Annotated in this window: 10 protein-coding genes; 4 read left to right on the top strand and 6 right to left on the bottom strand. The window is 40.4% G+C overall.

Annotated elements, in window-relative coordinates:
• Nucleotides 1-13 precede the first annotated feature (13 nt).
• From L0P89_RS08075 to L0P89_RS08060, 4 genes are all read left to right on the top strand, one after another.
• Nucleotides 14-2452: an ABC transporter permease gene (locus tag L0P89_RS08075; RefSeq protein WP_235267895.1), complete on the top strand. Its 2439-nt coding sequence runs from the start codon at nt 14-16 to the stop codon at nt 2450-2452.
• A gap of 24 nt (nt 2453-2476) precedes the next feature.
• Nucleotides 2477-4867 (top strand): ABC transporter permease, encoded by a 2391-nt coding sequence (locus L0P89_RS08070; RefSeq protein WP_235267894.1) that lies wholly within the window; start codon nt 2477-2479, stop codon nt 4865-4867.
• 169 nt (nt 4868-5036) lie between these two features.
• A complete protein-coding gene (locus tag L0P89_RS08065; protein WP_235267893.1) occupies nt 5037-7454 on the top strand; it encodes an ABC transporter permease in 2418 nt (805 codons plus the stop codon).
• 20 nt (nt 7455-7474) lie between these two features.
• Nucleotides 7475-8143 (top strand): ABC transporter ATP-binding protein, encoded by a 669-nt coding sequence (locus tag L0P89_RS08060; protein ID WP_235267892.1) that lies wholly within the window; start codon nt 7475-7477, stop codon nt 8141-8143.
• A gap of 100 nt (nt 8144-8243) precedes the next feature.
• Here the strand turns inward: L0P89_RS08060 and L0P89_RS08055 are convergent, their stop codons facing one another.
• The 6 genes from L0P89_RS08055 to L0P89_RS08030 all read right to left on the bottom strand — a co-directional run bounded on the left by L0P89_RS08055 (nt 8244) and on the right by L0P89_RS08030 (nt 12210).
• Nucleotides 8244-8411 carry a hypothetical protein gene (locus L0P89_RS08055; RefSeq protein WP_235267891.1) on the bottom strand — a complete coding sequence of 56 codons (168 nt, stop codon included), beginning with the start codon at nt 8409-8411 and terminating at the stop codon, nt 8244-8246.
• Between the two features lie 193 nt (nt 8412-8604).
• Complete coding sequence (locus L0P89_RS08050) at nt 8605-8802, bottom strand: hypothetical protein (protein WP_235267890.1); 198 nt, start codon at nt 8800-8802, stop codon at nt 8605-8607.
• A 177-nt stretch (nt 8803-8979) separates the two neighbouring features.
• A complete protein-coding gene (locus tag L0P89_RS08045) occupies nt 8980-10506 on the bottom strand; it encodes an ATP-binding protein (protein WP_235267889.1) in 1527 nt (508 codons plus the stop codon).
• Nucleotides 10499-10993, bottom strand: coding sequence for a Rab family GTPase (locus L0P89_RS08040; RefSeq protein WP_235267888.1), 495 nt, complete (start codon nt 10991-10993; stop codon nt 10499-10501). The genes L0P89_RS08045 and L0P89_RS08040 overlap by 8 nt, the downstream gene beginning before the upstream one ends.
• The gene (locus L0P89_RS08035; RefSeq protein ID WP_235267887.1) at nt 10980-11831 is read right to left on the bottom strand and encodes a cell envelope biogenesis protein OmpA; all 852 of its coding nucleotides are present in this window, start codon (nt 11829-11831) and stop codon (nt 10980-10982) included. The genes L0P89_RS08040 and L0P89_RS08035 overlap by 14 nt, the downstream gene beginning before the upstream one ends.
• A 19-nt stretch (nt 11832-11850) precedes the next feature.
• The gene (locus tag L0P89_RS08030) at nt 11851-12210 is read right to left on the bottom strand and encodes an apolipoprotein A1/A4/E family protein (protein WP_235267886.1); all 360 of its coding nucleotides are present in this window, start codon (nt 12208-12210) and stop codon (nt 11851-11853) included.
• Nucleotides 12211-12234 lie beyond the last annotated feature (24 nt).

The raw sequence follows: 12234 nt of genomic DNA, 5'->3' as shown, positions 1-12234 counted from the left end.
AGAACAAACAATCATGTTAAAAAATCACATCAAAATCGCTTGGAGAAGTTTAAAAAAGCAACCATTTTTCACTTTTCTCAACACCTTTGGACTTGCCATTGGTATGGGTGGTGCCCTACTTATCGCCCTTTACATTCATGATGAACTGGGCTATGACAAAATGTTTGCCGATTCTGGCCGAATTTATCGCATCAATGCAGATAACAAATTTGGAGGTTTGGCCGAACAACTTGCCGAGACACCAGAACCTATGGGGGCCACTTTGGTCAAAGATTACCCCCAGGTAGAGCTTGCGACCCGTTTTCTGAATCGGGGAAGCCTACTCATCAGAAAGGCAAATGTCACCGCGAACGTGAAGGAGTTGCATACCACTTTTGTAGATTCAACTTTCTTTAAAATGTTTGGAGTAAAGCTTTTGGTCGGTGATCCCAATACCGCCTTGACCGAACCGAACACTTTGGTGCTGACAAAAACCGCTGCGGAAAAACATTTTGGGGTTTCCAATGCCCTAGGTCAAAACATGGTGCTCAACAATTCAGAAACATACACCGTAACCGGAGTGATGGATGATTTGCCAAAAAACTCGTTTCTAAGGCACCACTCAGTGTTCATGGCAATGTCAGGTTTTCAATTTGCCCAAATTGGGCATTGGGGCAGTCACAACTACTTCACATTTATAAAAATGGTTCCATCTGCAAACATGGGAGAGTTTAATACGGAACTGCAATCGTTGCTAGGGCGATATTTGATTCCGTGGGTGCAGGTTTACTATCCGGGCATGACCGAAGCGTCTTTTAAAGCCTCGGGAAATTACATCAAGTATTCTACAATGCGCCTTACCGATATTCACCTGTACTCTAATATGAAGGCAGAACTCAGTGCCAATGGTAGCATTCAAAACATATATATACTATCTTTTATCGGTTTGTTTTTGGTGGTGCTGGCAAGTGTCAATTTCATGAACCTTTCCACGGCCTATTCGCTAAAAAGAGCCAAAGAGGTAGGGGTCAGAAAGACTTTAGGGTCTGACAAAAAAGACCTTGTTCGCCAATTTCTCACAGAATCAGGACTCATTTGCTTTTTGTCGTTGCTTTTGGCGATCGGTCTGGCGTTTCTCGTGCTGCCTCTTTTCAATGACCTGGCCGGGAAAGCGATTTCCATTCCTTTTGAAAATCCTTTGTTCTGGCTGGCTTTGGGAGCGGCAACTGTCTTGTTGGGGTTGCTTTCAGGTACATATCCAGCTTTTTTTATGTCGCGGTTCATCCCGGTCAAGGTTCTAAAAGGAAGTGGTTTTGCAGATGTTGGTGGAAGTAAGGTAAGAAGCTCTTTGGTCGTTTTCCAATTTGCCATTTCGGTCTTTTTAATCATTGCTACCGTGGTGGTCTACCAACAGCTGCGTTTCATTCAAAGCAAAGAACTGGGCTTTGAAAAAGATCAAGTGTTGGTATTGGAAGACGTCAATAATGCTGGCGATCGAATACTGTCATTGAGAGACGAGGTGAAAAAGTTGGGACAGGTGAAGAATGTCACCTTGAGCAGCTTTTTCCCGACCCCATCGGCGAGAAGCAGTCAAACTTTTTTCAAAGAAGGTGCCTTTAATCAAGAAGAAGCCATTAATATGGAGAATTGGAGGGTTGACCATGATTACGTTTCTACCTTGGGGCTACGGCTTATTGCCGGCAGGGATTTCAATAGAAACATCCCTACCGACTCTTCGGCCATTATTCTCAACCAGGCCGCAATCAAGGTCTTGAATTTAAATGCGGAAAATGCCCTAGGGCTTAGGGTATCACCAGATTTAGGTGAGGCCGGTGACAATATCGATTATCAGACCATTATTGGGGTTGTTGAGGACTTCCATTTTGAATCTTTAAGAAACAACATCAAAGCTTTGGGCTTGACTATCGGGCGTTTCCCGGGATCTATGGCCGTCAAGTTGGGCCCTCAAGACATTTCTGCAGCTGTTTCGGGTATTGAACGTATCTGGCAACAGATTGCCCCCGGTCAGCCATTCAATTACTATTTTTTGGATGAATCCTTCAATGACAGCTACGAGGCAGAACAGCGATTGGGCAAAATCTTTTCCGTTTTTACGGTGCTCTCTATTCTAATTGCCTGTTTGGGCCTGTTCGGGCTTGCTACCTTCAATGCCCAAAAACGAACAAAGGAAATCGGGGTACGAAAAGTTTTGGGGGCCAGTGTAGGCCAAATATCGTATCGTCTGACCACTGATTTCTTGAAAATGGTGGGTTGGGCCATTCTTATTTCAGTTCCTGTAGGTTGGTTTGCCATGAACCAATGGCTTGAAGATTTCTCATATCGAATCGAGATTCAATGGTGGATGCTTCTTTTGGCCGCCTTTTTGGCCATTGCCATTGCCGTGATTACCGTTAGTTACCAAAGCATTAAAGCAGCTGTAGTGAATCCGGTGAAAAGCTTACGCACAGAGTAAATCATCAATAAAAAAGACAAAATCATGTTTAAAAACCAATTAAAAATAGCATGGAGGAGTCTCCTAAAAAGAAAAGTGTTCTCACTGATCAACATTCTTGGCCTGGCAATAGGTTTTGGATGTGCAACACTGATATTTTTATTTGTCAACCATCATTTAAGCTATGATAAATTCCATCACAACAGTGAACGTATTTTTAGGTTCGTTACTGAACAGCAAACGGATATAATTACGCATACTGCTTCTGTTCCCCCCGGATTTTCGAATGCCTTTAAGAAAGACTACACTTACGCCACCAAAATGGCGAAAATGATATATTGGGGCGATGAAGTTTTAACCATTGAAGACCGCAACTTAAAAATAAAGTTAGATGACGAATTGCGGTTTGTGGAAGCAGATTTCTTTAAAATATTCAATTTCCCTTTGGTAAACGGTTCCGGTGATGTTCCAATTACTGAACCAAATACGGCAGTTATAACTGAGGATATGGCCCTTAGGCTGTTTGGGCATGAAAATCCTATTGGAAAGAGCTTTTTGCTTGGAAATACCGAGCTCATTACCATTACAGGGGTATTGAAACAATTCCCTGAAACCACTATGTTCACTGGTAAAGTCTTCGTTTCATTTGCAACAATATCTTCTTTTTTTGATTTTGTTGCCAGTGAGAGTTGGGGAGGAATCACTTCGAATCTCATGTGTTTCGGTTTGCTACATCCCAATCAAGATATTGCTGCAATTGAAAGGAATCTTACTGAATATCCAAAGAAGTTTAGACCAAAATCAAAAAATAAACATGTTTATAAACTTCAGCCCTTAGCCGATATTCATCTAAACACAAAGTACGGAGGTAATGTGAACAGAAAAACGCTCTGGATATTCTCTTTGATAGGCCTTTTCATTTTGGGAATGGCCTGTATCAACTTCATCAATATTTCAACCGGACAATCCTTTTACCGTTCAAAGGAAGTGGGTTTGCGCAAGGTTGTTGGCGGGTTAAAAAACCAATTGTTTTGGCAATTCATGGTAGAGACCTTACTGACCGGTTTTTTGGCTTTGTTAGTTGGTATTGGCATATGCTTTTTGGTGCTACCATGGTTTAATTCCCTATTTGATCTATCCCTTTCATTAAAAAACATGTTGGATGTTAGGTTCATAGGATTCTTAATGTTGCTATTGCTCTTGGTTACTTTTCTTGCAGGCAGCTACCCTGGAGTGCTGCTGGCCAAGGTAGCTCCAATCTTAGCCTTAAAAAATCAGCTTTCCACTAAAGACATGGGTCGTTCGATAACACGTAAAACCTTAGTGATTACCCAGTTTGTCATTGCAATTGTTTTGATTGTTGGTACTATAGTGATCAACCAACAAATTGAATATGCCATCTCTTCAGATTTGGGGTATGAGAAAAACTCCATTGTTATGGTTGAAATTCCAAATGACAATGTTGAGGGCATACAGTTAAAAGGTTTGAAAGAACGCATTTCAAACCTTGTGGGCGTAGAAAAGATAACTACTTGTTTCGCTTCACCTGGTGCTAGCAACAGAAACTGGGGTACTAGTGTTCGATACAACAATAAACCAGAAGATGAAGAATTCAATATACAGGTCAAAGCAGCTGACAGTGATTATGTCGGTACATTCGAAATTCCTATTTTGGCCGGTCGAAATTTCATGGAAAAAGATACCGTTGACGAAGTTTTGGTCAATAAAACCTTCGCCGAAAAAGTTGGTGTTTCCAATGTAAATGAACTACTTGGAAGGAAATTGGAAATTAATGGAGGCAATGTACAATCGAAAATCGTCGGAGTGATCTCAGACTTTCATAATGAATCATTTGTTGAAAACATCAGTCCGGTTTTTATCGCACCCATTGAAGATTATTACAGTGAATTTGCAATAAATATTAACTTGGGTCAAGCCTCAAAAATTCTATCAGGTATTGAAAAGGAATGGTTAAAATTATTTCCCGATTTCGTCTTTGACTACGAGTTTCTAGATGATAGGGTGGCAGAGCAATATGAAGCGGAGCAACAATTTCTGTCGTTGACCAAGGTTTTTTCAGCACTGGCCATTCTAATAGGCTGTTTGGGGGTTTATGGCCTAATAAGTTTCTTTATAACCCAAAAAACAAAGGAAATCGGTATTCGAAAGGTCTTGGGAAGCAGTCTAGGTAACATTTTGGCGCTATTGGCCAAAGATTTCCTGCTGATGATTTTGGTTGCGGGGGCCATCGCCTCGCCAATTGCTTGGCTTTTAATGAATCGATGGCTTGAGAATTATAAATATCACACCCAGCTGTCTTGGTGGATTTTTGCCCTTGCCATTACAGGCGTAATTCTAATCACCGTGCTTACAATAGGATATAAAACACTTAGAGCGGCACAAACAAACCCTATAAAGAGTTTAAGGACGGAGTAAAAAGTCATTTCAATCATTAAAACAAACAATCATGTTAAAAAATCAATCCTTTATTACATTTCTCAACACCTTTGGACTTAACGTTGCTCAGCTTACGGTTAGCTACCAAAGCATAAAAGCCGCTGTAGCGAATCCGGTGAAAAGTTTACGGACAGAATAATAATAAGCCATGTACAAACTATTCTTGAAAATCGCTACGAGGTATTTGCTCAAAAACAAGCTGTATTCTTTCATAAATATCTTTGGTCTGGCTGTCGGCACCGCTTGTTTTATACTGATAATGTTATATGTCAACCATGAAGAAAGCTATGACACTTTTGATGGTTCTGAAAACATTTACAGGGCCTACATGGACTACCTTGAAGGGGATAAATGGGTCGCAGGGGATGCCAATAGCTATATCGTAACGGGGGAAACCTTAAAGGAAAATTTTCCTGAAATATTTGATTATGCAAGGCTGCGCTATTTTAACGGTATTGTGCTCCTAAAAGACAATGAAATCTATGAGCACAACAAAGGGTCTTTGGCCGATCCTTCTTTTTTAGAGCTTTTTGACCTTAAGTTAAGACAAGGGAATGCACAAAATGCCTTAACCGAACCCTACTCCATGGTCTTAACAGAATCTTTGGCCAAGAAATTATTTGGCAATGAGGAACCTATGGGCAAATCACTAAAACTGCATAATGGAAACAGCCCTTCTTTTACTATCACGGGAATTCTAAAAGAAAACAACCGACAAACACATATCAAGAACGATTTTTTAGTTTCGTTTAGCACTTTTCGAGCTTGGGATGCTTTTGAGAGGGATTGGGAATATACTTGGAACCAAAATGTCTATTATACTTTTCTCAGCATTGACCCAAAGACGAATGCCCGGCAACTGCAACAAAAAATAAAGGATTTCAAAATAGAGGCCTTGCCCTTCGAAAGGCATAATATTGAACCTTTGGAAGACATTCATTTATATTCCAACAAGCCTTATGAGGCAGAGGCAAACGGGAGCATCCTAAGGGTTCGGTTCCTATTTGCAATCGGGTTGATTATCATAGTTCTTTCATGGTTGAATTACATTAATCTTTCTACGGCCAAATCAATAGAACGAGCTAAGGAAACAGGCATTCGAAAAGTAGCAGGGGCCCAGAAACCACAAATCATCATACAATCGTTGTTGGAGTCGCTTTTGCTGAACTTTATTGCCATTGCCATTGCAATCGGTATTGTCATTGTATTCTTGCCATCCTACAATGCGTTTATTGGAAAAGAGCTGTCTTTCGGAATTCCAAACTTTGCCCAAATATTGCCCCTTTTTGGTCTAATCCTATTAGGAGCGGCCATGTCAGGGATATATCCGGCCTTTGTGCTAAGTGGCTATACTCCAACCAAAACACTAAAGGGCAAGGTTCACTCATCCTCCTTGGGACTTAACATCAGAAAAGCACTGATTATAGGTCAATTTTTCGCGACTATTGTTTTAATAGTGGGAACCATAATGATCAGCAAGCAAATTGGTTTTCTGAAAAACCAACCAACAGGTACAGATTTGCAACAAGTGGTCGCCCTACATTGGCAAGTGCTCAATTCAAGCTCTGATTCCACTATTGTTCAGGGGATAAAAACGTTTAAGGATAAATTGCAAAACCTGCCTTTTATAGAACAAACAGCTACTGCAAACACCTTTCCTGGCGGCAGATATGAAGATTTAGGTTCTAGTGCGGGAATTACCTTTCCTGATGGAAGAAGAGACGATAAACGTATCACCTATAATTACGCCGTAAGCCCCAAATATTTTGAATTGATGGGTTTTGAATTTGCCGCAGGCAAACCCTTTAGGGAAAATTCCCAAGGTCTTGGCAATGACATTGTCATGAATGAAAAATTCATTCGTTTTATGGGAATTTCAGATTCGAAAGAAGCTATTGGAAAAACTGTACGATTCTGGAATCAAGATTGGACCATTGTAGGAGTTTTAAAGGACTATCACCATTTCGGATTGAAAACGGGTATTGAGCCCATGATTTTGCGATATGGCTCCAGTTCTAGTAACATTCTTGCAAAACTGAATCAAAAAGCTGTGATTGCTGATGGCCTAGGGGAAGCCATGGTGCAGATTGAGGACACTTGGAAGGAAATATTTCCCCAAAGTACTTTCAAATACACTTTTCTTGATGAAAACTTTGAAGCCCAATACAAAGACGACAAAGCCTTTGGCACGGCATTTCAGATTTTCACCATTTTGTCCATTTTAATCGCTTCGATGGGATTGTTTGGACTTACTTCTTATACCGTTATTCGACGGAAGAAGGAAATTGGCGTGCGAAAGGTCAACGGAGCAACAATAACCCAAATACTTTCTTTGTTAAACAAAGATTTTGTGAAATGGGTAGGCTTAGCATTTATTATTGCAGTACCGGTATCATGGTATGCCATGAACCAATGGTTAGAGGGTTTTGCCTATAAAACAAACCTTGACTGGTGGGTATTTGCTTTAGCCGGAATTACTGCATTGACAATCGCGTTGTTAACAGTAAGCTGGCAAAGTTTTAGGGCGGCAATAGTAAATCCCGTAGAATCTTTAAGGGATGAATAACATATTTAAAATAGAGTACCATGCTACTACAATTAAAAAACATCTTTAAATGGGTCAACTCGGGTGGCCAACGTATATTCTTATTGAAAGACATCAATCTATCCGTTGAGGAAGGGGAGTTTATTTCCATCATGGGACCTTCGGGTTCTGGAAAATCAACGCTTCTCAATGTCATCGGAATGCTGGATCGGTTTGATGAGGGAGAATATCATTTTTTGAACGAGTCTGTACATACCTTAAAAGAAAAGCACCGCTCGAATCTGTATAAAGAATATATAGGCTTTGTCTTTCAATCATACCATTTATTGGATGATCTGACCGTTTATGAAAACTTGGAAATGCCCCTACTTTACAAAAAATTTAAAGGCTCAGAACGCAAGGCCATGGTCGGCGATATGCTGGACCGTTTCAATATTGTGGGCAAAAAAGATTTGTTCCCGGCCCAGTTAAGCGGCGGACAACAACAATTGGTAGGGGTTGCCAGGGCCTTAATTTCTAAACCAAAGTTGATTTTGGCCGACGAACCTACAGGCAACCTCAACTCACAACAGAGCGAAGAGATTATGGAGCTCTTTAAAAGGTTAAATGAAGAAGACAGGGTGACCATTATTCAAGTGACCCACTCTGAGAAGAATGCGGCCTATGGCTCAAGGATTATCAATTTGTTGGATGGGCGGATGATCAAGTAACGTCACAAATATTGGTAATCTTACCTCTTTATGTCATTTGAACAACAGGCAACAAAGGTTCAAGAGTGCGGCCATCACGAAAAACAACAATAGCAATCTTTCAAATGTTTTCTTCATTGTTCAACCCGTGGTTATGGTTTTCTTTCCCGTGTTCGTTATAGGTGCCAAATGGAATCTTGTTTGGTAATCTCTTACCATGCCCTTTTGGGAGGTCGCAACTGAACGTAGCCCCAATAAACAATGATTCGTTCTCGTGTTCGGTATTCATTCTATGTGCCATTAAAAGTTAAAAAAAGGCCCCTTGACGGGGCCCAAATCAACCAACCAACTCAAAAATCAATGCCAATTTCATCGACATCAACAATGGGGTGAATCAATTGTCGCTATCTCAGAAGAGTTTTGAGCCTAGGCCGATCAAAGGGTAAACTATGGTTAGTGTCCATACAGCTTGACCCTATGCCTTACTGCTTTAGGCGAACAATCGCATATTTCATTTTTTTGCCTCCCTCAATTCTGTGGGCTAAAGGTGTTTCTTTTTTTTTTCGGTGCCCTTTTCCCTTTCTATCATTGATCAATGTCGGCAGTATGATAAACATGGCGATAAGAAATGCCAGCAAACTGATGATGAAAAAAATCTCTGTCAAAAAGGGAAAATCCATGTCATTGGTTTTGGTTGTTGATTGGCTTTTTCACCTTGAAAAGCTAAAAGCATCTAAATCTAACATGGTGCTCATAAATGGAAGAAAGAACGGAAAGACAACTTTGCCTTATCGACAAAATGCGTATAATCATCGATGAAATGCATAGTTATTCGTATTTTTCCTACAACAACCTTGTCATTTCAAATAGTTGTAAATGGCCTCGAGCAGTTTATGCGCTTCAAAGGGTTTGGTAATCACCTGATTCATGCCCACTCTCAAATACCTTTTGATATCTTCATCGAATGCGTTCGCGGTAATGCCAATAATAGGAACGTCTCGAACCTTGCCAAAGGGCAATTCGCGTATTATATGGGTGAGATGGTCACCTGAAGCATTGGGCAGGTTCACGTCCATCACGATCAAGTCATAAGTATTGTTGATCACTTCTTCAATCACGCGTGCCCCATCATTTGCCAGTTCTATATAAAAGTGCTCCGTGTCCGCTAAAATTTTAAAAAGCGTCATCTGCACACGTTCGTCGTCTTCGACCAACAATAGCCTATATTTCTTATCCCTTTTTGAAATGGTGTTTTCTACGATGCGGCCTTTAGACTTGATAAGTGATTTTTTAATTGAATACAAAGGATATTTCAGGGTAAGGTCAAAGTAGAATCTTGTGCCTTTTTCAAGATGTGATTCCATTTTAATTTCGCTGCCCATCAATTCTAAAAGTCCTTTTACAATGGTAAGGCCGATCCCTACCCCTCCTTTGTTGTCATATCGGTCAAGGCGTGAAAAGCTTTCAAAAATAAGTACATGGTTTTCTGGCGAAATACCCATGCCCGTGTCAGAGACTTCAAAATGCAGACTGACCTTGTTGGCCCTTTTTTGATTTACATGAACGGTAAGCGAAACCGTGCCGCTTTCTGTATATTTAACCGCATTTTCAAGTAAGTTGGTCAATACCTGGTACAGTCGCAATCGGTCGCCCTCTACATATTCAGGTAATCTTTCATCTACATCAACCGAGAATTGCAGCCCTTTGTTCTTTGCCCTATTGCCATAGGTGAACTCTAGAAGTTCGAGCAGACTTGAAAGCTTGAACGCTTTTTCTTTCAATGCCAGTTTTCCCGAAGCCATCATGCTGATGCTCAAGATATCTTCGAGCATTGATTTGAGGTTGGTATTGGCCTCTTTGAGAAAGTCAAGTAGTTGTCGTTGCTGAACGTTCAAATCAGTTGCCGATAATATATTGGTAATGGAAACTATGCCCGTAAGTGGATTTCTAAGCTCATGGCTGAAATTTTGGATAAACCTGTTCTTGAACCGTTCACGCTCTTCGAGCTCCTTATTTTTCAATACAATGAGCTCAGCTTTTATAATCGATTCATTTCTTGCCTGTGCAACGGTCTGATACTCTTGATAATATTGGGTATGGTCGATTATGACCATCAATATTCCAGCCTCTTGCCCAACAACCCTTATATCGACAATATGCTCATTGTCATCAACTTCGAGATGTACGCAATTGAACGAAAACTCATTTTCCTGTATACCTTCCAAGAAAGAAAGCGTTTCAAAAAACGGATGGACCTCGGCAATGCGAAAACCTATTTGAAAACGAAAAATGGTTTGGTCGCTTTCTCTTACCGTACCGTCATCGTCCACAAAAACAAATTGAATGTTCTTGCCAATGTATTGCTGTTTGTAACGCTCAAGCATCTTTTAAAAGGGTTGCCATTTGCAGAAACGCATCTTCTACCCATTCACCTGTCTTGGCACTTGTAAGAAAGTCAAAAGAAATATCGTTTTCTTTCAAAAGGAGATTTAAATCATCTTGATCTACAAGATCTACCTTGTTGCCAATGATCAAAAGGGGAACATCGGGCATTTTTTCCGATAACACCGAAAGGTCTTCTTGTATGTTCTGAAAAGTCGATGGCCGATTGACATCAAAGACAAAGAAAGCTCCATGCGTACCCAGAAGGTATGGGTTTCGAATCATTCTGATATCATCGGTTCCTTCCAAATCCCACAAAATCATTGAAATAGATTCGTCAGATCCGACCTCAACCACTTTTTTTGAGATGTGTACCCCAATGGTGACCTTGTACTTATCAGAAAAGCTATTTTTCACAAATCTTCTGATCAGCGAGGTCTTGCCCACGCCAAAATGGCCTAAGATGACAATTTTCTTAGATTTTTGCATTGCCGAAACTTGAGGCCAATTCTTTTTCTATTGTTCTTTTGTCCGCTTTTTTGGTCTTCTTTTCAAGAATTGGAAAATCAACTACCAAATCGACGTTCATTGCCATATATCGGTTGTAAAAATCGAAAATGAGATCTTGAAGTTTGTTCTTTGATTTTAGGCCGTATGGCCCAGAAATGACCACTGCCATATAATGGGTGACAAAGCTCTGAAGATGTATCTGATAAAGTTCATACTCAATAAGCTCAAGGTTTTGGTTCTGTTGGTTGAACGCATCTTCGACAAATGATTTGATCGCGGTCAACATGCCCGAAACCATCTCTTCATCAATGGTCTTGGTTTTTGAATAGCTTGCTTTGAGAATGCCCGAGTCTTTTTCTATCAACAACACTTGTTCTATCTTGGCCGATGAGAGCTGTTGCAAGAGCAGCTCTTTTTTCTTTTTGCCACTGAACAAGGCTCTGAGCCTTATCTTCCATTTAGAAATAAAATCGAATTGGCTATCAATTTTTTCTGAAAGTGCCTTAATCTCTTGGGCTATGTATTTTTTGATCATCTTGCCCAAAATGGGAAAAAGCGCATCGACCACCTCATCTCTTTGTGTTCGAATCTGTTCCCTTAGGGTTTCGGTAATGGTCGGCCCCAATGTGGTCGGAATGCTCTTGGTGAATTCTTCGAGCTGGTTTTCTATAATGGGGTCAACCTTTGAAGACAGGCGTTCTTGTTCATTGACCGTTTTTTCGAGCAGTGCTATTCTTTCTGAAATTTTTTCAATGTACTCCCGATCGTCGGTGAACAGTATGTCTTTTATAATCTCGAGCCTGTCTTTTTCATCCATTACAATGAACTTGTGATGGTTATTTTTTCTTGATTTTTTCACCCAAATCAATCAAAAGTTTGCCCAGCATTTCTTTGTTGACCGCTTCTGATTGGAGTTCTTCTACCTTGTTCCCAAGATTTTGCTCTACTTCGGTGATTCGAATATTCAGGTCTGTGGAAACATTGTCTATCGATTGGGAGACTTCTGTCTTGACCTCTTCAATAAGCTCGTTCAATACTTTTTTCTTGGCTATTATGTCTTGTTTGAGTTTTTCAAACTCGGCATCATAGGCTTCTATTTGCTCGCCAAAAATGAGGTTTTTGATTACCTCGATCTTTGATGGCGTCACATCGCCACTTTTGTTCAATTCTATTACGGGTCGGTGGGTCTTTGACATGGTCGTTCGTTTACTATTTATTGA

The sequence above is a fragment of the Muricauda sp. SCSIO 65647 genome (genome assembly GCF_021534965.1).
In the GTDB taxonomy this organism is placed as follows: domain Bacteria; phylum Bacteroidota; class Bacteroidia; order Flavobacteriales; family Flavobacteriaceae; genus Flagellimonas_A.
This window is presented reverse-complemented; position numbering and strand designations above follow the sequence as displayed.

Excerpts from the sequence above, each read along its gene's own strand:
- L0P89_RS08075 (WP_235267895.1), top strand. The coding sequence starts at position 14 with ATGTTAAAAAATCACATCAAAATCGCTTGGAGAAGTTTAAAAAAGCAA.
- L0P89_RS08070 (WP_235267894.1), top strand. The coding sequence starts at position 2,477 with ATGTTTAAAAACCAATTAAAAATAGCATGGAGGAGTCTCCTAAAAAGA.
- L0P89_RS08065 (WP_235267893.1), top strand. The coding sequence starts at position 5,037 with ATGTACAAACTATTCTTGAAAATCGCTACGAGGTATTTGCTCAAAAAC.
- L0P89_RS08060 (WP_235267892.1), top strand. The coding sequence starts at position 7,475 with ATGCTACTACAATTAAAAAACATCTTTAAATGGGTCAACTCGGGTGGC.
- L0P89_RS08055 (WP_235267891.1), bottom strand. The coding sequence starts at position 8,411 with ATGAATACCGAACACGAGAACGAATCATTGTTTATTGGGGCTACGTTC.
- L0P89_RS08050 (WP_235267890.1), bottom strand. The coding sequence starts at position 8,802 with ATGGATTTTCCCTTTTTGACAGAGATTTTTTTCATCATCAGTTTGCTG.
- L0P89_RS08045 (WP_235267889.1), bottom strand. The coding sequence starts at position 10,506 with ATGCTTGAGCGTTACAAACAGCAATACATTGGCAAGAACATTCAATTT.
- L0P89_RS08040 (WP_235267888.1), bottom strand. The coding sequence starts at position 10,993 with ATGCAAAAATCTAAGAAAATTGTCATCTTAGGCCATTTTGGCGTGGGC.
- L0P89_RS08035 (WP_235267887.1), bottom strand. The coding sequence starts at position 11,831 with ATGGATGAAAAAGACAGGCTCGAGATTATAAAAGACATACTGTTCACC.
- L0P89_RS08030 (WP_235267886.1), bottom strand. The coding sequence starts at position 12,210 with ATGTCAAAGACCCACCGACCCGTAATAGAATTGAACAAAAGTGGCGAT.